17 protein-coding genes are annotated in these 22,081 nt (G+C 65.8%); 6 read left to right on the top strand and 11 right to left on the bottom strand.

All coding sequences use genetic code 11. The features are described from left to right. Positions 1 to 17: 17 nt before the first annotated feature. The 4 genes from I6F16_RS32040 to I6F16_RS38080 form a co-directional block, all read right to left on the bottom strand. Positions 18 to 911, bottom strand: a complete 894-nt coding sequence (locus I6F16_RS32040; RefSeq protein ID WP_036015950.1) for an HlyD family efflux transporter periplasmic adaptor subunit — start codon at positions 909 to 911, stop codon at positions 18 to 20. Between the two features lie 213 nt (positions 912 to 1,124). Beyond that, positions 1,125 to 1,295: a hypothetical protein gene (locus I6F16_RS32035; RefSeq protein ID WP_167361671.1), complete on the bottom strand. Its 171-nt coding sequence runs from the start codon at positions 1,293 to 1,295 to the stop codon at positions 1,125 to 1,127. 68 nt (positions 1,296 to 1,363) lie between these two features. Next, positions 1,364 to 2,389: a lactonase family protein gene (locus I6F16_RS32030; protein ID WP_225114569.1), complete on the bottom strand. Its 1,026-nt coding sequence runs from the start codon at positions 2,387 to 2,389 to the stop codon at positions 1,364 to 1,366. A gap of 255 nt (positions 2,390 to 2,644) precedes the next feature. Then, positions 2,645 to 2,776, bottom strand: coding sequence for a hypothetical protein (locus tag I6F16_RS38080; protein ID WP_260345447.1), 132 nt, complete (start codon positions 2,774 to 2,776; stop codon positions 2,645 to 2,647). Between the two features lie 148 nt (positions 2,777 to 2,924). Here I6F16_RS38080 and I6F16_RS32025 point away from each other — a divergent pair, with 148 nt between their 5' ends. Then, the gene (locus tag I6F16_RS32025) at positions 2,925 to 3,101 is read left to right on the top strand and encodes a hypothetical protein (protein ID WP_156447317.1); all 177 of its coding nucleotides are present in this window, start codon (positions 2,925 to 2,927) and stop codon (positions 3,099 to 3,101) included. Positions 3,102 to 3,200: 99 nt separating this feature from the next. After that, positions 3,201 to 3,323, top strand: a complete 123-nt coding sequence (locus I6F16_RS38075; protein ID WP_260345449.1) for a hypothetical protein — start codon at positions 3,201 to 3,203, stop codon at positions 3,321 to 3,323. 31 nt (positions 3,324 to 3,354) lie between these two features. On the opposite strand, the gene I6F16_RS32020 is transcribed toward I6F16_RS38075, so the two are convergent. Beyond that, a complete protein-coding gene (locus tag I6F16_RS32020; RefSeq protein WP_225114568.1) occupies positions 3,355 to 3,531 on the bottom strand; it encodes a hypothetical protein in 177 nt (58 codons plus the stop codon). Between the two features lie 97 nt (positions 3,532 to 3,628). On the opposite strand from I6F16_RS32020, the gene I6F16_RS32015 reads away from it, so the two are divergent. Beyond that, positions 3,629 to 5,809: a PAS domain S-box protein gene (locus tag I6F16_RS32015; protein WP_225114567.1), complete on the top strand. Its 2,181-nt coding sequence runs from the start codon at positions 3,629 to 3,631 to the stop codon at positions 5,807 to 5,809. Here I6F16_RS32015 and I6F16_RS32010 read toward each other — a convergent pair. From I6F16_RS32010 to I6F16_RS32000, 3 genes are all read right to left on the bottom strand, one after another. Then, positions 5,784 to 9,248: an AAA family ATPase gene (locus tag I6F16_RS32010; protein ID WP_225174287.1), complete on the bottom strand. Its 3,465-nt coding sequence runs from the start codon at positions 9,246 to 9,248 to the stop codon at positions 5,784 to 5,786. The genes I6F16_RS32015 and I6F16_RS32010 overlap by 26 nt on opposite strands. Positions 9,249 to 9,562: 314 nt before the next feature. Further along, entirely contained in the window at positions 9,563 to 12,226 is a 2,664-nt protein-coding gene (locus I6F16_RS32005; protein WP_225114565.1) for an EAL domain-containing protein, read from the bottom strand. Positions 12,227 to 12,363: 137 nt separating this feature from the next. Continuing rightward, on the bottom strand, positions 12,364 to 13,056 hold the full coding sequence (locus I6F16_RS32000) for a hypothetical protein (RefSeq protein ID WP_225114564.1): 693 nt from the start codon (positions 13,054 to 13,056) through the stop codon (positions 12,364 to 12,366). Positions 13,057 to 13,236: 180 nt separating this feature from the next. On the opposite strand from I6F16_RS32000, the gene I6F16_RS31995 reads away from it, so the two are divergent. From I6F16_RS31995 to I6F16_RS31985, 3 genes are all read left to right on the top strand, one after another. Then, on the top strand, positions 13,237 to 14,310 hold the full coding sequence (locus tag I6F16_RS31995; RefSeq protein ID WP_225114563.1) for a LysM peptidoglycan-binding domain-containing protein: 1,074 nt from the start codon (positions 13,237 to 13,239) through the stop codon (positions 14,308 to 14,310). Between the two features lie 176 nt (positions 14,311 to 14,486). Then, positions 14,487 to 15,779: a Spy/CpxP family protein refolding chaperone gene (locus I6F16_RS31990; protein ID WP_225114579.1), complete on the top strand. Its 1,293-nt coding sequence runs from the start codon at positions 14,487 to 14,489 to the stop codon at positions 15,777 to 15,779. Between the two features lie 74 nt (positions 15,780 to 15,853). Beyond that, positions 15,854 to 16,090, top strand: a complete 237-nt coding sequence (locus tag I6F16_RS31985; RefSeq protein ID WP_225114562.1) for an AbrB/MazE/SpoVT family DNA-binding domain-containing protein — start codon at positions 15,854 to 15,856, stop codon at positions 16,088 to 16,090. A gap of 143 nt (positions 16,091 to 16,233) precedes the next feature. Here I6F16_RS31985 and I6F16_RS31980 read toward each other — a convergent pair whose 3' ends face one another. The 3 genes from I6F16_RS31980 to I6F16_RS31970 all read right to left on the bottom strand — a co-directional run bounded on the left by I6F16_RS31980 (position 16,234) and on the right by I6F16_RS31970 (position 22,019). Then, positions 16,234 to 17,100, bottom strand: coding sequence for a hypothetical protein (locus I6F16_RS31980; protein ID WP_036015956.1), 867 nt, complete (start codon positions 17,098 to 17,100; stop codon positions 16,234 to 16,236). Positions 17,101 to 17,318: 218 nt separating this feature from the next. Continuing rightward, positions 17,319 to 19,766 (bottom strand): adenylate/guanylate cyclase domain-containing protein, encoded by a 2,448-nt coding sequence (locus I6F16_RS31975; RefSeq protein WP_225114561.1) that lies wholly within the window; start codon positions 19,764 to 19,766, stop codon positions 17,319 to 17,321. 192 nt (positions 19,767 to 19,958) lie between these two features. Continuing rightward, positions 19,959 to 22,019 (bottom strand): AsmA family protein, encoded by a 2,061-nt coding sequence (locus I6F16_RS31970; protein WP_225114560.1) that lies wholly within the window; start codon positions 22,017 to 22,019, stop codon positions 19,959 to 19,961. Positions 22,020 to 22,081: the final 62 nt, after the last annotated feature.

The raw sequence follows: 22,081 nt of genomic DNA, 5'->3' as shown, positions 1-22,081 counted from the left end.
ACCCTACGACGTTGCTCCTACTTCGCCGCTTCCGCGCTCGCCATCACGGGACGCACCGGATCGCCTTCGCGCAGCAAGGCACCGGCGCGGGCGACGACGACGTCGCCCTCGCTGAGGCCGTCGCGGACCTCGATATTGCCGCCGGACATCAAGCCGACCTCGACACGCTTGGTCTCGACGCGGTTGCGGCGGATCACCTGCACCACGGTGCCGGCGGACGAATATTGCACGGCAGTCAGCGGCACCGCCACGTTGCAGCTCTGCCCGGTCTTGATCAGCGCGCGCCCGCTCCCATTCAGCAGCAGCCGCTTCTGCGAGGAGATGCCGATGTAGACCATGCCCTGCTGGATGTTCGGCTCGACGGTCGGTCCGATGCGGCGCACCTTGCCGCTGATGTCGCCGCCACCTGGGATCCGCACGGTGGCCTGCTGATTGACCGCGAGCTTGCGCACATCGGTGGTGGCCACGAGGCCGACGAGGTCGTACTCGCTGCGCGCCACGATCGTGAACAGCGCCTCGCCCTTGGCCGAGGCGAAGTTGCCGATCTGCGCGGTCGAGGTCGCGATCACCCCCGCCACGGGCGCGGTGACCTGAAGCGTGCCGCCTTCGGGCAGCGCCAGCCGGGCCAGCACCTGGCCGGCGGTGGTGGTGTCGCCGGCTTCCGCCAGCACGTCCGTGACCTTCAGGCCGGGCCGCTCGGGCCGCACCGAGGTTTCCTCACGCGCGATGATCGTGCCGGTGGCTTCGACGACGTCGGAGAAGCAGGATTTCGCGACCTTCAGCACCGTGACCGCCGGCCCCTTCGGCGCGTCGTCATCGGCGGCGCCGGCCGGATGGGGGCTGAGGACGAGCAGGCCGGCGACGGCTGCGGGGCACAGGTTTCGAACAACGGCGCGGGGCAAATGACGCATCGGAAATTCCAATTGGGTAAATTCCACTTGGGCTATGCCTCCAATCGATAGCAGATGGCCGCCGCCCGCACTACGGCCGCGTCGTCCCGAATCAGGACGCCGTGCCGCCGCCGGCAGTCGCGGCAAGCAAGTCTTTGACAAGCAAGTCTTTGATGAGTCGCGGGATTGGAGAACAGGTTCGCTCCGAAGAGCTCGAGTCGCGCGCGGCGGGCGTCAGCGGCGCCGCTCACCCACCGGCTTGCCGCTGGCCCGCTCGATCAGATGCAGCCGCGTGCAGGCCGGACACGACACCGACACGTGCGTGCGATCGCTCGGCTCGTCGGTAAGCCGATGCTGCACGTTCAGGCCCGTCTGGGGGCATTTGAAGACAATCTGCCGGTCCATGACCGAGATATGGCGCCAAGCCGGGCCTCGCGAAATTACGGATGTTTACGTAGGTCGGCGATGGCTCCTCACGGCAGTTTCAGGAACTCGACCCAGTTCGGTTTCTTGCCGGTGGGGTAGGATTTCAGCTTGGTCAGCGCGCCGCTGCCCTGGTCGATGGCATGAACCGTCATGCTGTCGGAGAGCTCGCCGACCGCGGCGAGATAGCGGCCGCTTGGATCGACCTGAAAGCCGCGCGGTTGCTTCTCGGTCGGCACGCTGCCGATCGTGGTCAGCTTGCCGCTCGAGCCATCGACCCTGTAGGCGGTGAGCGTGCTGGTGGTGCGCTCGGAAGCGTAGAGGAAGCGGCCGTCCGGCGTGATGTGGATGTCGGCCGCCCAAGGTTTTCCCGAAAACCCTTCCGGCAGCGCGGTGGTGCGCTGGATCTCGTCCCACGCGCCGCTCCTGGCTTCATAAGTGAAGGCCGCGACATCGCCGTTCAGCTCGTGGAGGAGATAGACGAACTTGCCGCCGGGATGAAACACGAAGTGCCGCGGCCCCGATTTCTCCGGCACCTTGCGCCCCGGCGGGTCGTTCGGCGTCAGCGTGCCGGTCGTGGCATCGAATGCGAAGGCCAGCACCTGATCGGAGCCGAGATTGGTCGCAAATGCGAAGCGGTTGTCGGGCGAAGGCAGGAAGGCGTGCGCGTTCAGCCCGGTCGGGATCACCTGCTTGGGCTCGCCGGCAACCCCGTTGCCAAGCAGCGGATTCAGCGCGACCTTGTTGCCGCCATAGGAGGCGCTGAACAGGTACTTGCCGCTGCGGTCGATGGCGATATGGGCCATGCTGTCCGCGAGCGGTCCGTTGCCGAGATGGCTGAGCTCGCCCGTCCTGGGATCGATCGCAAAGCTCACCGCGAGAGTGGGCTGCGAGCGGATTCCGGCAATCAGCGTACGGTGGTCGGGCGTGATCGCGAGCGGTGTCGAGGAGCCCGGCTTTTCGACGCCCTTGAAGGCGGCCGTCTGCACGAGCGTCATCTCGCCGCTCTCGCTCATCTTGAACACGCTGATGTCGTTGCTGTCGGCATTGCCGACATAGGCGAAGGTTTCGGCCATACCGGCACGGACTCCAGAAATGAGGGTAAGCGAAGCGAACAGGGCGGCGGCGATCGCAGCGCGTGGCGCGCGCGATGCGATGCGTCGGATCGGTCTCGACATCGGTCTCGACATAGACCTCGGCATGGGCTCCTCCTGAAAGCTGGCTCGCGGTATTATCGTTTTTGCCGCGAGCATAGCGGGCGGAGCGACGCCGCACCAAAATCCAATGGGGATCGATCGATGCCGAAATCGCATCGGTCGCGGGATGCCGGGTCAGCGCGCCGCTGCGGTTCGGGAGGGCAGACGCAACCCGGACGGCTGGTCCGGCGGCCCGAGCATGGTCCACACGGTGATCGCGACCAGGGCGGAGGTCATGAGGGTCCAGAGGATGAGTCGTTTTCGCATCAGGCCAATCCATCGGTGCAAGCCGCGAGGCCAAGGGCCGCGTCAGCGATCCTGCACTGCAAAGAGCGGCGGTTCTATGAGGCCGTTCACAGGGCGAAAACGGCCGATGCTGTCGCGAACCAATGCGCTGCGAACGCATTGAACCGACATGTCCCGCGCAAACGATCTCGAAGGCAAGCCCGACATGGGCGGCAAGCATGGCGGTCAAGCCGGCCAGCCCAAGCTTCCGCCGCGCCCGCACGAGGGCGAGCGCGATGCGGATGTCGTGGCAAAGCGCCACACCGGCCAAACCGATCGGGCGGCGCCGCCGACCAAACCAAAATAGTTCCTTGCCGCCGCCCTCGCGGCAGGCCCCGCGCCGGGAACGGCGGCATCGCTCTGCCGTTAGCTCGGGGCGCGAGAGAGGGAAAAGGGAGGCTGGCTCGTGTTTTGGATCTGTTGGAACACCGCCTGGTCGCTGATCATCAGCGGCATCATGGTCGCCACCATCGTCAGCCACCCCGACGCCGAATTCGCCGAAGTGCGGGCGGCCCGACAATCGATGTGAGCTTCTCTTACCTTGCCGAGCCCGTTCCGGATCACGTCATGCTGCCGGGCATGAAGCAGCGGATCTTGGGGCGGCCGTTGACGTAATAGGGCCAGACCATGGTGCGCCCGTCGTCGAGCGCCGTGCCGTCGGCGTCGGCACAACAGGGGTGAGGCCCGACTGTCGAAGCGCCGCTCGCGGACGCTTTGACCGCACTCGGCGCCGCCAAGTCTCAACCAGCGGTTGGCGGGCCTTGGAACGCTCTGGGCTTCGATGCGTTCAAGCTGATTGCGTAGGCGCCCGCCTGCGGCACGTCGGGGCTAAGTATGTCGAATGTCGAGGAATTTCCGCTCTCTGCCCGCAAGCTGACCGAATTCGAGGCCCTGGTGGCGGCGGCTCCTGCAGCGCTCGAGGCCATTCCGGGCGCGGTCTATGTCTGCGATAGTGAAGGCTGCATCGTGACCTACAACGGCGAAGCCGCGGAATTGTGGGGCAGAACTCCGGAGCTTGGTTCCGTCGAAAAGTTCTGCGGGTCGCATCGTCTCTACAGGATGGACGGCACCCTGCTTCCGCATTCCGAGTGCCCCATGGCCACGGCGGTCCGGCTCGGCCTCCCCGCGCGTAACACGGAGGTCATGATCGAACGGCCGGACGGCTCCCGGATCACTGCACTCGTGAACATCCGTCCCCTGCGCGATCATGCCGGCCGCATCCAGGGCGCAATCAATTGCTTTCAGGACGTTTCAGATCGCAAGAAGATCGAGGAAGAGGTTCGTGCAAAGACCAAGGATCTCGAGGACTTCTTCCAGAACAGTGCGGTCGGGCTCCATATCGTGGGTGGCGACGGCATCATTCGCAGGGCCAATCAGGCCGAGCTCGATCTGCTGGGCTACAGCGCCGAAGAGTATATCGGTCACCATGTGGCCGAATTTCACGCGGACGCCCCCGTCATCGGCGACATTCTCCACCGACTGTCCTGCGGCGAAAGGCTGGACCGTTATCCTGCCCGCCTGCGCGCGAAGGACGGCTCGATCAAGCACGTACTGATCACCTCCAACAGTCGTGTCGAGGACGGCAAGTTCGTCAGCACGCGCTGCTTTACAACTGACGTCACCGGGCTGCGCGTGGCCGAGCTAGCGCGCGAGGCGAGCGAGACTCGCCTCGCTGCAACCTACCAAGCGGCCAAGGTCGGCATCGCCGAGGCCGATGAACATGGGCGGCTGCTCCGGGTCAACGATTATCTGAGCGAGATCACCGGGAGATCCCGTGAGGAGCTGCTGGGGATGAGCTTTTCCGACTACACTCATCCCGACGATTGCGCCGCGGACCTTGCGCTCTACGAGCAGCAGGTGCGTGGCGACCTCCCCAGCTATACCTACCGCAAGCGCGTCCTTCGCCCCGACGGCAGCGTGCGTCATCTCGAGATTTTCAGCTCGTCGGTCAGGGACAGCGCGGGACGCTTCCGTTACGGCGTTCGCGTCAGTCACGACGTCACGGAAGCGAAGCGATTGCAGGATCGGATCCGCGAGAGCGAGCAGCATATGCGCGATCTGCTCGAGGCGCTGCCCGCCGCGCTCTACACCACCGACGCAAAAGGCCGCATCACCTTCTACAACAAGACCGCCGTCGAGATGGCCGGGCGCACGCCGCTGCCCGGCGACGAATGGTGCGTGACCTGGAAGCTCTATTGGCCCGACGGCACGCCTCTGCCGCACGACCAATGTCCGATGGCGATCGCGCTCCGGGAGGGTCGGCCCGTGCGTGGAGTGGAGGCTGTCGCGGAGCGACCGGACGGCACGCGCGTGCCGTTCATTCCCTATCCGACGCCGCTATTCGATTCGGGGGGCAGGCTGATCGGTGCAGTCAACATGCTGGTCGACATCACCGAACGCAAGCGCGCGGAAATGGCGCAAACCCTCCTGATTGATGAGCTCAATCATCGCGTCAAGAATACCCTGGCGATGGTGCAATCGCTCGCCGGCCAGACCGCGCGCCATACCAGCAGTCTGGACGACTTCAATCGAACCTTCGAGGGCCGGTTGCTGGCGCTCTCTCGTGCGCATGATCTCTTGACCGAGCGCAAGTGGCAGGACGCTCCGCTCCAGCGGCTCGTCGAGGACATCACGGCGGCTGTTGCGGAGGATGGCCGGATCAGGATGGAAGGTCCACCCGTCGCGCTCAATGCGCGCTCGGCGCTCAGCTTTACGATGGTTCTCAACGAGCTCCTGACCAACGCGACGAAGTACGGTGCCTTGTCGGCGCCGGATGGGACGCTCTTGATGCGATGGAGCCTGCGGAATGCCGGGCACGGCACCATTCTCGATTATGAATGGGTGGAATCCGGCGGCCCGAAAGTCACGCCGCCCATGCGCCGCGGCTTCGGCACGCGGCTGATGGAGCGCTGTGTCGAGGCGGACCTCGGCGGCGAGTTCGATCTCGCCTTCGAACCGGGCGGCGTGCGCTGTCGCATGTCGATGCCGGTCACGGGCACTGTCGGATCGAATTGATTCGCGCGATCCATGGCTGATCTCTGGATGACAGCATATCGAGCTCGCTTGCGAGCGCGATGGCTTCTTTCACGTCCGGCGTGACGAGCCCTTCACGGAGCCTGCCGACAACAGGCACAAGCAGGTCCACCGCCTGCTCAAGCCTGTCGGAATCTCGCCAGAGGCGGGCCAGGCTGACGGCTGTCCGCAGCTCCCACGAGCGGGCATTCTGTCCGCGCGCGACTTCCAGCGACTGCACGAACAATTCCTCGGAGTCGGCCGCTGGTCCGGCATGGGCCCGGATGAACTCCCCTTGCAGGCGGTAGATCTCCGCCAGATAGAAGTGATCGCCCGTCCTCTTCGCGACCGTCAAGGCACCATCGAGCGCGCGCAAGGCCGCTTCCGACAGACCGGCCCTCGCATAGCCTTGCGCGAGGAGGCATCTGAACCAGCAACTGGCAAGCCAGGAATTCTGCGCCTCATAACCCTCGACGCCCGTGCGCATTTCGCTCAGACCTGCATCCATGTCCCCGAGCTCAGTCAGCGCCCATCCATGCAGAATGGTGGCCTGTTGCTTCCAATGCAGAAAGCCGTGTTGCGATGAAATGGTCATCGCGCGGCTGGCATAATCTCTGGTGCCCGTGACGTCGCGCAGATGCTGACAAAGGTACGCGCCAAACACTTGCGCGAATGCCAGCGTAAAAGGATGGCGCATTTGCTCGGCATCGGAAATCGCCTGCTCGCTGTGCTGCCGCGCGGTGTCGGGCTGCCCCAGGAACCATAGCAGGTATCCGAGGTACGACATCGACATGACGCCTGGATTGAGGAGCCTTTCCGCCGAACCGCGATGCAGAACCGGATCATCGAGTTCGATGGAGCGACGAAGATGATGTTGCGCCGCCAGAAACCGCCCGCGGTAAAGCATGGTCGCCGCGATCGACCTGTGGGCCTCCACGAGGTACAGGGTCTGCTTCGACAGCAACTCGCTCGGACGTTCCCGTTTGGCGAATTTCAGGAGTGCGGCACTCAGACCGTGCGCCTTGGTCAGGTCAGCCCGAATGAAGTGGTGCATCCAAAGGCCTCTTATCGCCGCTAGCACCTTGTCTTCATCATCGAGCTGCCGTCCGAGCTCGAGGCCTCGGGCAAAATTGTCTTCCACCTCCTGTGTGCCGTAACCTTTGGCAGCGATCAGCGCGTTACCCAGCGCAATGCGAAGCTCCAGCTCCATTTCATCGCGGTCGGGCATCTCGGGACTGCCGAGGACGACCGCTAGGCCACGGCGCAGGTGGCCGATCGCTTCCAAATAGGCTCCCAACCTTGCGGCGTGCCTGCCGGCCTTGATCCAGGAAGCTGCAGCCGGCTGGCTTTGATCGGATTCGGTCAGATGATAGGCGAGAAGCTCCGGCTCGCGCTCGGTCTTTTCCGGATAGTTCTGAGCCAGCACCGACGCGATCCGCGCGTGGAGCCGTCTCCTCTCGCTGCGCAACAGGCTCGCATGCGCTGCATCCTGGATCATCACGTGCTTGAACGAGTAGAGCGCATCCGGCGGATGGCCCAGCCGGACGATCAGCCCTGCCTCCTCCAGGCGATCGAGCGCCGCCTCGATCTGGTCGGCTGGTACGGAGGCGACAGCGTTCAGCATCTCGTAGGAGAACTGCCGGCCGATGGTGGCTCCGATCTGTGCGACCCGCTTGAACGGGCCCAGCCGATCCAGACGCGCCATCAGCGAATCCATCAGAGTCGCCGGGATTGCCAGCGGTCGCCACGAACCGGAGAGCACATAATTTCCCCGTTCCTCGGTCAGAAGGTCGCTTTCGAGAACGGCTTTGGTCAGCTCCTCGACGAACAGCGGCACGCCATCGGTCTTGACGATGATGTCCTCGACGACTTCCTTCGGCATTTTGCGGCTGCCGGCAACCCGCTCGACCAAGGTCGTCCGCTGCTGCCGGCTCAGCCTGTTCAGCACCAGCGTCGTGATGTGAGAGTGAGCGCTCCAGCTCGGCTTGAATTCGGAACGGCAAGTGATGACGACGAGAATGGGCGTGTACTGGACCCGCTCCACCAGCAGATCGATGACCTCCCGGGATGTCGGATCGATCCAATGGGCGTCCTCGAAGGCGATCACCAGCGGCTGATCGTGCGCGAGGCCCAGGAGATGATTGATGAGGGCGGAGACGATGGCGTCCTTTTGCTGCTGCGGCGACAGATCGAGCGGAGGATAGCGACCTCCGGTCGGGATCGACAGCAGCGCCGCAAAGAGCGGCGTCATCTGCTCGATGTCGCCATGCGCGGCCGCAACGGTCCGCTCGAGACTCGACAGAGACGAGGCCGAAGCATCGTCGCGGTCGAGGCCCAGGGCAAATTTGAGCTGCTCGATGAAGGGATGGAACGCCGTCGAGCTGTAGTAGGGCGAACACTGGAACGAGACATGCCCGTGCCGATCCCCCGCAATCCGCACGAAGATTTCCTGGACGATGCGCGACTTGCCAATGCCCGGCTCCCCGAACAGCACCACGACTTGGCCGTCGCCCGCCTTGGCCTGCTCCCAGCGGCAGAGCAGAACCGTGATCTCGTCGTCGCGATTGACGAGTGGCGTCAGCCGGGAGCCGATGGCTGCGGCAAAGCGGGTCTCCACGCGCGACGGCCGTACCACATGCCACGCCTGTGTTCTTCCGGCTATGCCCTTGAGTGCATGGACCCCGAGATTGCGATAGTCGAACTTTCCCTTCAACAGCGACTGCGTCGACGACGAGATGACCACCCCGTTCGGCGGCGCCAGGCCCTGCAATCGCGCCGCCAGATTGACGGTCTCGCCGACCGCGGAATCGCGCTCCTCGGTCCCCTGGCCGACCAAGTCGCCCACGACCACCAGTCCCGTCGCGATGCCGATCCGGACGGCGGGCGCTTGGTTGAGCGCACTCAGCGGCTCGATCGCAGGCGCGGTCGACAATGTCCGCACGATCTCGAGACCAGCCCGCACCGCTCGCTCGGCATCGTCCTCATGCGCCTTCGGGTAGCCGAAATAGACCAGGATGCCGTCGCCGACGAAGCGGGCGGCAAATCCTTCATAGTGTTTGACCACACCCACGCAGGTTTCGCGAAAGCTCGCGATCATGTCACGCACGTCCTCGGGATCGAACTGTGCGGAGAGCGCGGTGGAATCGACCATGTCGCAGAACATCGTGGTGAGCTGGCGACGTTCCGCAACGATTGCCGTAGCGGGCAATGTGTGGCCCGCGGCTGGCGCGGCCATTCCGGAAAGGGACGCCGTTGCACGCTGAAGCCGCTTGCGGTCTCCGAGCGGCAGTCCAATCTGTGCCAGATCCGGTTCGGTCAGGTGGGGCAGGATGTCGAGATCGATGCGATGGCGGACGAAGAGGTCCGTGTATTGGCTGAGCCCAACGCTTTCAAGCCAGTGTCTCAGACGCTCCGTCCCCGTCCTCGACTCATCATTCGGCATGCGGAAATCCCTGGTTCAAATTGCGCTGAGCGGCTCCAAAATGCCTGTGGTTTGCGCTTGGATGGGGACTCGATGCGACTCTTCGTTGCGGCGGCCAATGGAGGCAAACCATCGGTATTTTGAACGTTTCTTGCCCGCGTCTCGAAAATGAGGCGGATCGGCGGCTCACCATTTCGACGAGCCAGGTGCGCAGAATTCAATGAATTGATAGCTGTCGGTCGCTGATTGTCAAATCGCCGCACGACCTCGAACCAAACACTCAGCGGCGCCGCTTTCCTCGCAGCGGACATCCGGGCCAGACGTGGCGTCGCCGGCTAGGCCGCGACCGCCTGCGCCGCCAGCAGCTGCTTCAGCTTCGTCGCCGGTACCGCCGGGCTGAACAGCCAGCCCTGCATCTGGCTGCAGCCGAGCTGGCGCAGCACCTCGGCTTGCGCTTCGGTCTCGACGCCTTCGGCGGTGGTCGCCATATGGCGCGCGGCGGCCATGCGCACCACGGCCTGCACGATCGGCGAGGAGTCCTCGGACTGACCGATGTCGCTGATGAAGCTGCGGTCGATCTTGATCTTGTCGAACGGGAAGCGGTGCAGATAGCTGAGCGACGAATAGCCGGTGCCGAAATCGTCGAGCGCGATGCGCACGCCGAGCTCGCGCAGCTGCTGCAGGATCGCCAGCGCCTCCTCGTCGTCGCGGATCAGCACCGTCTCGGTGATCTCGAGCTCGAGCCGGCCCGGCGCGAGCCCGGACTCCGCGAGGGCGGCGGCGACCTTGAGCGCCAGCGTGCGCGAGCGGAACTGGACCGGCGACACGTTGACCGCGATGTGAATCCGTCCCGGCCACGAGGCAGCCTCGACGCAGGCCTGCTTCAGCACCCATTCGCCGATCTCGCCGATCAGGCCGGTGTCTTCGGCGACCGGGATGAACTCCGCCGGCGAAACCATGCCGCGCTCGGGATGGCGCCAGCGCAGCAACGCCTCGCAGCCGGTGACGACATTGGCGGTGAGGTCGACCAGCGGCTGGTAGTGCACCTCGAACTCGCCGCGTGCGAGCGCCTGGCGCAGATCGAGCTCGAGCTGGCGGCGCTGCCGCGCCTTGGCGTCGTATTCGGGCACGAACAGGCGGAAGGTGCGGCGGCCTTCCGACTTCGCCGCATACATCGCCAGATCGGCGCGCTTGAGCAGATCGTCGAGATTGTCGCCGTGATCGGGCGCGACGGCGATGCCGATGCTGGCATCGGTCGGAACCTCGTGCCCCCTGCAATCCACCGGTGCGCGCAACGCCTTGAGGATGGTTTCCGCCAGTGCCGTCAGCTCGGCCGGATCGGAGGTGCCGGCCTTGACGATGGCGAATTCGTCGCCGCCCAGCCGCGCGACCATGTCGTTGCCGCTGACGCAGGCGCGCAGGCGGTTCGCCACCTGGCGCAGCAGTTCGTCGCCGACCTCGTGTCCGAGCGAATCGTTGACGCCCTTGAACTCGTCGACGTCGATATAGAGGATCGCGAACGGCTTGCCTTGCGCGAGCTCGGCGACGCGGCGTTCCAGATGTCCGCGCAGCAGCACGCGGTTGGGCAGGTCGGTGAGGGCGTCGTAATGCGCCAGATGGGCGATGCGCTCGTCGGCGCGGATACGCTCGGTGACGTCGTCATGGGTGGCGAGCCAGCCGCCGGCAGCGGCCGGCTGGTTCTTGATCTCGATCAGGCGGCCGTCGGCGGTTTCGACGATCGCGCTCTTGGTGCGGCCGACATTGCTCAGGATGTCGTCGCAATAGGCATCGATGTCGCCCTCGAACGAGCCGGTGTCCCGGCGGTGCCGGATCACGTCGCGGAAGTGGACGCCGGGCTTCACCACGGCGACCGAGAGCCCATACATCTCGATGTAGCGGCGGTTGCAGACGATCAGCCGCTCGTCCTGATCGAACATCAACAGGCCTTGCGTCATCGTGTTCATCGCGGTGTCGAGCCGCTGCTTCTCGAGCGACAGGCGGTGCGTCACCTGGCGGAAGATCAGAAACAGCGTGAGCACCAACAGGCCGATCGACAGCGCGGCAATGGTGACGAAGAATTTCGTCTGTGTGCGCCAGGTCGCCAGCGTCGCATCGAGCGACTTGGTCGCGACCACGACCAGCGGCTCGCCGGTGAGCAGGCGCGAGGCGACGATGCGGTCCTTGCCGTCGATCGGGCTTGCGAGCTGGGTGGTGACGAAGGTGCGCTCGAACACCGCCATTTGCTCCGGCGTACCGGTGCGGAAGTTCTGCCCGATCATCGCTTCGACGTGTGGAATGCGGGCGAGCAGCTGGCCGTTCTGGTGGTGCATCGCGATCGAGGAATCCTCGCCGAGCCCGGTCGAGGCGAAGAAGGATTCGAGCTGCTCGGGCGTGATCGCGCGCGAGACCAGCCCGAGGAATTCGCCGTGCGGGCCGGAGATGCGCCGCGCGAACACGATCGCCGGTCCGTTGCCGAGCCGGCCGGGCACGACCTCCACTTCCTCTTGCGCAGCCGGATCGTCCTTGAGACGGTTGAAATAGCCGCGATCGGCGATCGAGATATCGGCGACCGGCCATTGCCGCGACGAGTTGATCAGCACGCCCCTGGAATCGAACACATTGGCGCCGGCGACGTCGGACCAGCCGCTGGCTTTCGCGCGCAGCACCTCATGCACGGCGAGCGTGCCCATCTCGCTGCGGAAGATTTCGGCGGACTGGATGCCGTGGCTCTCGAGCTCGGCGATGATGCTCTTCTGCAGCACCGCAAAGTCCTCGAACTGCCGGTCGAAATGCCGGGCGAGCATGCGGACGGCGTTTTCAAGGCTGTCGCGACCGCTCTCGATGGCATTCTGCCGGAAACGGTCGACCGTGAGCGCGGTGCCGATGGCGGTCGCAAGCATCAGCACGAAGCCGCCGGCGATCAGCCACGTCAGCGGCGCTCCGCGCCAACGGCGGAGCAACGCGCGCGTTCGCGCGGTCCATCGGATCGATGCGCCCATCCAGCCCTCCCGTGGGATGCAAGATGCAGCAAAACCGACAAGACCGGTTACCATTGACGGTTAGGAAAATATGAATCGGAATGGAATCAGAGGGTTGGTTCCATCGTACAGGAGACCGCGGCGAGACCGCAGGACCTTCAGCGCCTGATTTTCCACTTCAAGGCTTCCGCGTTGCCCTTGGCGAACATCTTCGGCACATCGAATTTGCCGGTCTCGAGATCATAGCGGCATTTCCAATCCGCAAGGCCCTTCACCGCGACGTTCTTCGGATGCTTGTCCGTCTCGCCCGACAGCGAGATCAGGAGATAGCGGTTGTTGGTCCAGTCGACGCCGAGCCAGCGATACGCATCTTCGGTGCCCTTCACCAGATTCGCCGTGATGTGATAGTCGAGCTTCATGCTCTTGGTGTCGGGCCGGCTGCGGAAGTAGGCCCAGGCCAGATCGCCGAGCGACGTCTTGGTCGCGTTGACGAAGCTGCCGTTCTCGAAATGATAGAGGAAGAGGTCCTGCTCGCCCGAGCCGGTCTTCTGCATCCGCACCAGCCATTGCGAGTCGGCCGTGAAACGGAAGCCGGCCGGATAGCCTTGCTCGGGCTTCAACTCGCGCATCTCCCCGCCGCGTCGCGCCCAGACCTGCCACTTGATGTCGAAATCCTCGCCCTCCTTCATATACTGCTCGAGCCTGGTGGCGCCGTCGGGCGAGGTGAAGGCGAGATCGGCATCGTCGGAAAGCGTGAAGCCGGGCGGCGGGCCGGAGGCGGCCAAAGCGGGTGCAGCGGCCAGCGTCAGAGCAACCGCTAGGGATCCCGCGGCACGGGAGAATACGGTCACGGGAGGAATTCCCTTGAAGAATGCCGCCAGGCGGCCTTGATACTTGGACACCCGCGTGGTCGCGCCGGTTCATCCCGCGCGCCTGGACGGAAGCATAATCCTATCGACAGTCTTGCTGCGGCAGCCAAATCGGCGCACCTTGCCGGCCTCGGCTGATTTGCCACCCAAGGTCCTTTTCAAATGATCACCGCCTCCAAGGCCTTCATTGCCTTCTGTCTGCTCGCGCTGGTCGGCACCGCGCTGGTGATCGGCCCGACTGAGCTGCGCCGCCTGCTGCCTGATGGGACGAAGGTCACCGTCGCCGCCAAGCCGGAGGCCAAGGTCGAACCCCAGGTCGGAGCCAAGGTCGAGCCCAAGCTTGAAGCCAAGGTCGAGCCCAAGGTGGAGTTCAAGCCTGAGTCCAAGCCTGAATCCAAGCCAGAGCTGAAGCCGGAACAGCCGAAGCTCGTCGACAGCGCGCCGCCTGCACCCGAGCCGAAGGCGGGCGCGCTGGCCGAGACCCAGAAGCAGGTGGCCGCGCTCGGTGACCTCGTGCCGGTCAAGCCGCCGGCGCCGGCTGCAGATGCCGGCCCCCGTTTCGACGTCGCCCGCATCGACGATCACGGCGAGGCGGCGGTGATTGCCGGCCGCGCCACGCCGGGTGCGCGGGTCGAGCTGCTGCGCGACGGCAAGCCGCTCGACAGCGTGGTCGCCGACGCCTCGGGCCAATTCGTGATGACCCCGCCGCAGCTGCCGGCCGGCTCATATGACCTGACGCTCCGCGCCAGGGCGCCGGACGGCACGGTCACCGAATCCGGCCGGACCATGCCGGTCACAATCGCCGCGGCGGCGCCGCCGCCCGTGCGCATGCCGCCGGTTGCGAAGCAGGAGGCCAAGCCGGCCGAGAAGCCCGACGACAAATCGGATGTCGTCGCCGCGCTGCCGTCGGCCTCGCCGCGGCTGGCGTCGGTGCCCGACAGGCAAGCGGCCCGGCCGAAACTGATCGGAGCACCGAAACCCAAGGCCTTCGCGCAGGCGCCGAGGGCCACCGTGGTTGCATCGGCCTCGCCGGCGGAGGCGCTCACCGCCGCGCCGGCCGAGGCCGGCGGCAGCCGGATCATCGCCCGCGGCGACAGCCTGTGGGCGCTCAGCCGGCTCGCTTACGGCGACGGTTCCCGCTACGCCGTGATCTTCAACGCCAACCGCGACAAGATCCAAAACCCCAATCTAATCTATCCCGGCCAGACCTTCGTGATGCCGCAAAAGGCGGAGTGACACGGCACAGCCGGCGCGTTGCGACGCATTGTCCTGTGTCTCTCTGGAACATTCGGTTCCCTCGCGCGTCTTCGTGATGCGACGCATTGCGCACTTGGCGCGGGAGGGAGGGCCAAGACGTGGCCGAACAAGACGTGGCCAAACCAGTCGTCAGGTCAAAAATCCTCTCGGGGCGCATGGGACTGGCGCTGGCTGGCGCGGTCCTGGTGGTTGCAACAGTGCTGCTGCCTGACAGAGCCGAGGCGCAGTTCGGCTTGCGCGGCGGTCCGGTCGGGGTTGCGCGCTTCGCCGTCGGCCACGTGATCGGCCTGTCGCGCCTGCGCCATTCCCGCATGGCGGTGCGCGGCGGCCGCTACCGGTCAGCTGCGCTGAGGTCGCAGGACCCGCGCGGGGCCGACCGCAGCCAGCTGTCGAACCCTTACGTGATGCGTGCGGCCCTCACGGCGCAGGCTGCGCTGGCGGGCTGGCAAGGCGGCCGCCGCCCGCAGGGCTGGTGGCGTCATCCCGATGGCAGCTATGGCTGGGTCGGCCCGGTGTTCTGGCCGTTCGCCCATGACGATCTCACCAATGCGATCGTCTTCGGCGACACCACCAGCCTCTCGCTCTACGGCTACGGCGATATCTATGCCGCGCTGTTCACGCCCTATGCCGCCACCGAGCTTGCCGCCTACACCGTGCCGCAAGGCCGTCGCGCGCGAAAAGTCCCGACCGCGGAGACGCTGTGCGAGGCCAGCGACACCGGCGGCCTGCCGGTCGAGCGCATCGCGAGCGCCGTTGCACCGAACGAAGCTCAGCGCACCGCGCTCGACGAGCTCTCATCCGCCTGGAATGCCGCGCGCGACACCATCCGCACGGCCTGCCCGGCGCAAACCCCTGCGAATGCGGCGGAGCGCCTCGGCCTGATGCGCGAGCGTGTCGAGGCCATGATCAAGGCCATCGACACCATGGAAGCGCCGTTGTCGAAATTCGTCGGCCTGCTCAATGACGACCAGAAAGCCCGGCTCAACGCCTTAGCCAATGAGCGTCGCGCCGCGCTGGCGTCCTACCAGTCCAAAAACGCTGACAAGAACGCGGGCAAGGACGCATCCAAGGACGCACAGGCGGCCAAGGCCTGCCAGGCGGACTACGATCCTATTTCCGACGAGAACGCGCAGCGCCAATACGAGCAACTGCTCCAGCAGCAATGGCCCGCCGCCGAAATCGCGGCCACGCTCCACCTCGACGAGGTCGCCCGCGCCCGCTTCGAGGTGCTGCAGGACACCACGCTCCGCACCATGCAGACGCTCAGCGCCTGTCCGACAGAACCCGCTGCAACGGCGCAGGCCCGCCTCGCCGCCGTGAAGGCGCGGCTGCAGACCATGCTGCAAGCCGTCGGCGCCATCGCCGACGCGCTCGACGATTTCCAGGCCGATCTCAGCGACGAGCAAAAGGCCGGATTCGAGGCGATCGGGCCAAAGCGAGGGGCGTGAGGGGACGCCAGCTTGGAATGCCATCATATCTCCCTATGATATGCAGATAGGGATGCACATCACGGAGGGTGCTGGTGCTGGTTTCCAAATGGGGCAACAGCCTCGCAGTGCGCCTGCCCAAAGCGCTAGTTGATGAACTCGGCCTCAAGGAGGGCGACGAAATCGATATCGTGGCCACTCGCAAAGGCGCGATCGAAATCGAGACCAAGGCGGAGCAGCGTCCGCGTGCGATCAAGAACATGGAGGCGCGCAATTGGGCGGCCTTGCCCGCCGGCTACAAATTCGATCGGGACGAGGCGAACGAGCGGTGATCGCGTTCTTTGACAGCGGTGATTCTGGGACCTTCAGCGCGGCCGCAGCATCGGCGGGCTCACCATCGTCAATCCGTTCCTCGGCATGGCTCCGTGAACGCTCGCATCATCGCAAAGTCCGGATCCTTGCGCGGCTTCCATGATCACCCGCACGCCCAGTCGAACTTCATGTCCTTGAAGTCGAGCTGCGCGTTGCCGCCGCCGAAATTGTAGCCGCCGAAATATTCCTCGAACTCGATATAGAACGGGCTCATCTCCGGCACGGCCTGGCAGGGCCGCATGGTGCCGCCGAGGTGGTTGTGGGCGTGATCCTTGGCCCAGTCGTGCAGGCGGAAATTGTCGCGGCCCGGCTTGCCGCCGACATAGTAGTAATATGGCTGATAGCCGGTCGGCGGATTTTCGCGCACGTGCTCATCCTGCGGGCCCTTGCCGGCGTTGGGATCATCAGCGCGCGGCGACAGCGCGATCGCGCGCGTCTCGCTGAGATCGGCACGCGGCGGGGCTGCAAACATCTTCTTGGCGTAGCTAGGTGCGGCCTCGAAGAAGGCGCTGGCACCGCCGACATCGAGCCAGCGCGGCCGCTCCACCGTTGCCAGCGCAAGCGGCGCCGGCGGCGCGGCGAACGCGCCGTCATATTCGGCCTTCGTCAAGAGCAGCGCGGCATAGGCGTAGTCGAGAATGTCGGTCATGCGCGACAGCCGCGGATGCGACGGCCGCGCCAGCACCGCCTCGCGAATCTCGGGATCGTCGGGCGCGCCGCCGTCATTGTGATCGGGCGCCGTGGCGAAGAACGACAACGCGACGATGTCCGCGCCATGCACCCGGTAATCCTCCGGCAGCTTTAGCGTGAAGCCGTGCATCAAGGGATAGCCGGTGACGGGATCGAGCGGCCATTGCTCGGATGCAATGCCCGGCGGCAGCCCAAACACCCAGCCCTGATCACGCGCGCGATCCGCGGGCCGGTCCAGCATCTGCAAATCATAGGCACGCGAAGGCAGGGCAAGCGTCACGAATCGTCTCCCACGAAGTCCGCCTCGCCGTTGAGGCGATGGTTGGTCGCGGGGAGGAGGGATGTGGTTCGTGAGAGGGAGCTGGGATGCTGCCAATCTGCCGGTGTTTTGCCCGACGTGTCAAATTGCGCGGCACGCGGCCGAGGCCTGCCGTAAGTCATTGATCCCAAAGCCCCTGCCTACTGTGCATGGGGTTGTTTTCGCAGTTTTGTTTGCGGCTACCCCCTCCGCCGCACCGCCGTGGCATCCACCACGTTCTCGACCTCCTCGCGCCAAGACAAAATCTCCATCGCCAGCACGGGGTGATTGAAGCCCTTGAGCTGGAGATCGTCGAGGGCGCGGGCTTCGACGAAAGGCTCGACCATGCCGTAGACGCGGCGGCTGACCACGATCTGGTTGGGCTTGGCTTCGCTGCAGAGGCGGGAGGCGAGGTTGGTGACGCTGCCGATCGCGGCATATTCCAGCCGCTGCTCGAAGCCGACCTGGCCGAGCGTGGCATAGCCGAGCGCGACGCCGATGCCGAAGCCGAGGCTATGACCGCGGTTGCGCCAGCGCTCGGTGAGGGGGCCGATCGTGTCGCGCATCTCCACTGCCATCTTCACCGCGCGCTTGGTGTGGTCCTCGAACTGGATCGGGGCGTTGAACAGGATCATCACGCCGTCGCCGGCATATTTGTCGAGCGTGCCCTCGTACTTGAAGATCAGCTGGCCGAGCGCGGCGTGATATTCGCGCAGCACGTTCATCGCCTCTTCCGGCTCGGTCGCTTCCGTGAACGCGGTGAAGCCGCGCAGGTCGCAGAACACCACCGTGACCTCGCGGCGTTGGCTGGTGAGCAACCCCTCGGGGCTGTCGGAGGAGGCGATCAGCTGCGCCACCTGCGGCGCCAGGAAACGCTCGAGCTTGCGGATGCGCTCGATCTCGCCGAGCTGGGTCCTGACTCGCTCCTCCAGCGACTTGTTCCAGTCCTTGAGCTGCTCGGTCTGCTCGCGGAGCTTGTCGGCTTGCGCGCGCACGGTCGTGTTCGCCGCCTCCAGCGCGTGGCTCTTGTGGTCGACCTCGGTGAACAGCTGCGCATTGCGCATCGCCAGCACGGCCTGGTTGGCGAAGGTGCGCATCAGGCCGATGATGCTGGGCGCGAACGCCCCGGTGGCGCGGCGCAGTACCACGAGCGAGCCGAGCGTGCCCTGCTGGTCGATCAGCGGCACCACCAGCACCGAGTTGAAGCCGGCCGCGAGCGCGGCCTCGCGCAGCGGCTGCTCGGCGGCATCGCCAAGCTCGGCCAGCGCGATCGGCGCGCCGCTGTCGGCGGCATCGCTCAGGATGTTGCCGCCTTGCGCGATGGTGACGTGCGCGCCCTCAGCGGATTTGTCGATGCCGTTGGCCTCGACCAGGTTGAAGCGGCGCGCTTCGGCGTCGAAGCCGTAGATCAGCACCGCGTCGGCACGGGTGATCTCGATGGCGCGGGCGGCGATGGTTGCAAGCACCGCGTTGAGATCGAGCGAGGAGGCCACCGCGCGGCCGACCTCCTCCAGCACCTTGAGCTCGTGGATCGACTGCGCGAGATCGCGGGTGCGCTCCTCGACCTTGCTCTCCAGGTTCGAATAGGTCTCCTGGATCTGGTCGGCCATGCGGTTGAACTGCCCGGCGAGGTCTTCCAGCTCGTCGGAGGTGTGCACGTCGATGCGGTGGCTGAAATCGCCTTCGCCGAGCTTATGCGCACCGTCGCGCAGCGCCGTGATCGGGATGATCATGCGGCGGGCGAGCAGCGTGCCGGCGAGGATCGCGACCATCAGGCCCATGCCGATCAGAAGCGCGATGCGCACCAGCTGGTCGCGGATCGGCATCAGGGCCTGCGTGGTCGGCTGCTCGAACAGCACGCTCCAGCCGAGCTTCGGCACGATGCTCGCGGCGCTCATCACCGCATGGCCGTTGAAGTCGGTGCCCGACGTCTCGGCTTCGTGGCCGGGCGCGATCGCGGCCGCCACCTGCGGCAGTTTGGAGAGGTCCTTGCCGATCTCGGGCCCTTTCGATGACGTCGCCAGCACCCGGCCGCGCGGATCGACGACATAGGCGAAGGCGGCCTTGCCGACTTGCGCGTCGGACAGGAAGTCGGAGAGGAAACCGAGGTCGATCTCGGCCACGGTGACGCCGGCATTGAAGCCGGAATGCGCCACCGAGATCGACATCAACGGCGTCCGGTCGGCGAACCAGGCCGGCGCGTAGGTGACGCCGCGGGCGACGGCGTCGGTGAAGCGCACGTCGCGGGAGAGGTCGGCATTGCCGCCGGTCGTGGTCGATTGCCTGGAGACGCGCAGCACCTCGCGGCCGTCGCCGTTGAGCTGGAACAGCTGGTTGACGACGGAAACCTGATGCAGCAGCGATGCATAGTCGGCGCGGCGCTTCTCCAGCGTGTCCTGGCTCGCGCGCGTCACCCAGCTGATCTGGCGGTCGAGCTCCGAAATCGCCTGCTCGATGCGCCGGGCGGCCGCCTGCGCCTTGTCCTCCAGGCCGTCGGTCAGCTGTGTCCGCGTCGCGCGGTAGGAGATCCAGGTCTCCATCGCCCCGTTGACGGCAAGGACGAACACGACGAGGCCGACGAGGGAGACGACGTATTTGGCGAACAGGCCCTCGCGCAGAGATCGTGTCTTGTCGTTCGCTCCTGCCATCCCGATCCTCTCGCGCCGCCACTGACGCTGCGCGCTATGGGCCGTACAGGCCCTTCCAAGCCGTTCTAGCACAATTTGGACCGAAGGGCCGTCGCGCGGCCGGGGACCGGCCGGTGTGGTTACCCCCTGTGGCCTCCTGGGCAGGTGGACGGGCGGCGATGGTCGCAGCCCGATCTGTTCGAAGGAGGGAGCTTAGCGGTTGAAGAGCTGCCGCAGCACGTCGTTCATTGGCTGACTGTCCTGCTGCGCGGCCGGCGGATCCTCCAGGGCGGGGGCCGCAGGGGAGGCCTGCGGCGCCGGCGTCGAGGGCGTTGCCGGCAGGCTGCGGTTGCGCCCGGTGCCGGTGCCAGTGCCGCTCCCCGCGCCGCTGGAGAGACCCTGCTGGATCAGATTGCCGATCGCCTCCCCGAGCGGGCCGCCAAGCAGATTGTTCTGCCCCGGTTGCTGGCCTTGCGGATTGGCATTGCCGCCCGGCGCGACGGTGCCACCAAGGCCGAGGCTGCCCAGGATGTTGCCGAGCCCGGCGCCGTCGGGGCCGAACAGGCCCTTGCCCATCTCGCGCAGCTTGGCATAGGCGGCGTCGGGATTGTCCAGCATGCCGGCCATGTCGGGATAGATCCGCGGCTGCGACCAGGAGCCCTGGATCATCACGGGAATGCCGAAGCCGACCGGCTCGGAGGTGCGGCCCTGGCCTTCGGTCGTCATCACGAGCTTCGGCTCGACGCGAAAGCCCATCATCTTGGTGTCGAGCGCGATGGTGCCGGCGCCGGTGACGCGCACCAGCGGCCCGATCAGGTTGAGATCGGTCGTCACCGCCTGACCCTTGTCGATGCGGAAGGAGGCCGAGAGCTGCGACAGATCCGTGCTCTGCTCCTGGCTCGGGTCCTGGTTTCCGTTCTGGTTTCCATTCTGGTTTCCTTGCCAGCCGGAGAGCGTGCTCGTCGTCAGCGAGCGGATCATCTGCGCGACATTGATGCCGCGGATCGCGCCGTCCTGGAAATTGACGAAGGCCGTCCCTTGCATGTTCGCCATCAGCGCGCGCTGGCTGTTGCCGGCGCTGCGCAGGGCGAGCTTGGCCTGCAGCTTGCCGTCGATGCGATCGAACTCGGCAAGGCTCTGGAGCAGCGGCAGCGCGCGCACGCCGACGAGGTCGGAATGCATCGCAAAGCTCGGCGCGCCGGTCGTCGCGTCCAGGATCACCTCGCCCGAGACCTGGCCGCCATAGGCGCCGAGATTGGCCGTGCCGGCCTTCAGCACGCCGCCGGCGAGCTTGGCGTCGAGCGCCAGCGGCGCAATGCGCGCATCGCCGATCACGGCCTCGTTGGCGGAGATCCGCACTTGCGCATCGACATAGTTGAGCCCGGCCACGTCGATCGGCGCGTTGCTCCAGGGCTGCCCGGACACGCTTTCCGGCGATTTCGCCAGCGGCATGGCGAGCCGCTGGAAGTCGAGATCGACCTTGACCAGCGGCTTGCTCGCGATGTCGACGGAAGCCCAGCCATTGAAGGCGCCATCGCCGAGCCTGCCGTTCACGCCGTTGATCATCACGACATTGCCGCTCAGCCGCATCTCGGCCTGGCCGGTGAGCTGGGACTTCAGCACGCTGGGCATGTCGATGGCGAAATCCACATGAAACGCCGGCCGTTCGGCCGGCGAGGCCGCCTTGATGTCGAACTTGGTCGGGTGATCGCCGACGCGCGCGGTGCCGGTGATGTTGACCTTGCGGTCGCGGTCCAGGGTCGCGTCGGCGTTGATGGCGCTGATGCGGCCCTCGACACGGTCGCGCAGGCGCGAGAATGCCACCTCGCCGTCGGTGATCTTGATGCGGTCGATGGTGGCGCCTTTGGTGTCGAGCGCGAGCGGCTTCGCAGGCGCGGCCGCATTCGGCAGGCGTTCGCGCAGCAGCGGCTGGTAGAGCACGGGACGGGTGACGACGAGCTCGCTGATCTCGGGCCTGCCGGACCACACGCTCGCGAGCGACATGTCGGCCTGCACGCGATCGATCGTCAGGCGCGTGATGCCGCTGCGGTCCTTGGGGTCGGCCAGCGTGAGGTCGTTCAGCGTGACGTTCAGCGTCGGCCATAGGCTGATCTTGGTGGTGCCGTCGATCGACAGCCGATAGCCGGTCGCACTCTCGAGGCGCGAGGCGATCGTCGAGGTCAGGAAGCCCGAGGGGATCCCGACCACGAGCAGAAGTGCGATCACGACGATGACGGCGGCCAAAGCCCCGCCGACGAATTTCAATGCTCTCATGTCGACTTTCCAGCAACGGACAATCCGCGTCGAACCCGGCCGATCACCCGTCCTTTGCGCCC

Source organism: Bradyrhizobium sp. IC4060 (assembly GCF_020193715.1).
Taxonomy (GTDB): Bacteria; Pseudomonadota; Alphaproteobacteria; order Rhizobiales; family Xanthobacteraceae; genus Bradyrhizobium; species Bradyrhizobium yuanmingense.
The sequence above is the reverse complement of the archived record's forward strand: the minus strand, read 5'-3'. Positions and strand labels throughout refer to the sequence as shown.

Bases quoted from the DNA above. Each gene is read 5' to 3' on its own strand.
- I6F16_RS32040 (WP_036015950.1), bottom strand. From the start codon at position 911: ATGCGTCATTTGCCCCGCGCCGTTGTTCGAAACCTGTGCCCCGCAGCC.
- I6F16_RS32035 (WP_167361671.1), bottom strand. From the start codon at position 1,295: ATGGACCGGCAGATTGTCTTCAAATGCCCCCAGACGGGCCTGAACGTG.
- I6F16_RS32030 (WP_225114569.1), bottom strand. From the start codon at position 2,389: ATGGCCGAAACCTTCGCCTATGTCGGCAATGCCGACAGCAACGACATC.
- I6F16_RS38080 (WP_260345447.1), bottom strand. From the start codon at position 2,776: ATGCGAAAACGACTCATCCTCTGGACCCTCATGACCTCCGCCCTGGTC.
- I6F16_RS32025 (WP_156447317.1), top strand. From the start codon at position 2,925: ATGTCCCGCGCAAACGATCTCGAAGGCAAGCCCGACATGGGCGGCAAG.
- I6F16_RS32015 (WP_225114567.1), top strand. From the start codon at position 3,629: ATGTCGAATGTCGAGGAATTTCCGCTCTCTGCCCGCAAGCTGACCGAA.
- I6F16_RS32010 (WP_225174287.1), bottom strand. From the start codon at position 9,248: ATGCCGAATGATGAGTCGAGGACGGGGACGGAGCGTCTGAGACACTGG.
- I6F16_RS32005 (WP_225114565.1), bottom strand. From the start codon at position 12,226: ATGGGCGCATCGATCCGATGGACCGCGCGAACGCGCGCGTTGCTCCGC.
- I6F16_RS31995 (WP_225114563.1), top strand. From the start codon at position 13,237: ATGATCACCGCCTCCAAGGCCTTCATTGCCTTCTGTCTGCTCGCGCTG.
- I6F16_RS31990 (WP_225114579.1), top strand. From the start codon at position 14,487: ATGGGACTGGCGCTGGCTGGCGCGGTCCTGGTGGTTGCAACAGTGCTG.
- I6F16_RS31975 (WP_225114561.1), bottom strand. From the start codon at position 19,766: ATGGCAGGAGCGAACGACAAGACACGATCTCTGCGCGAGGGCCTGTTC.
- I6F16_RS31970 (WP_225114560.1), bottom strand. From the start codon at position 22,019: ATGAGAGCATTGAAATTCGTCGGCGGGGCTTTGGCCGCCGTCATCGTC.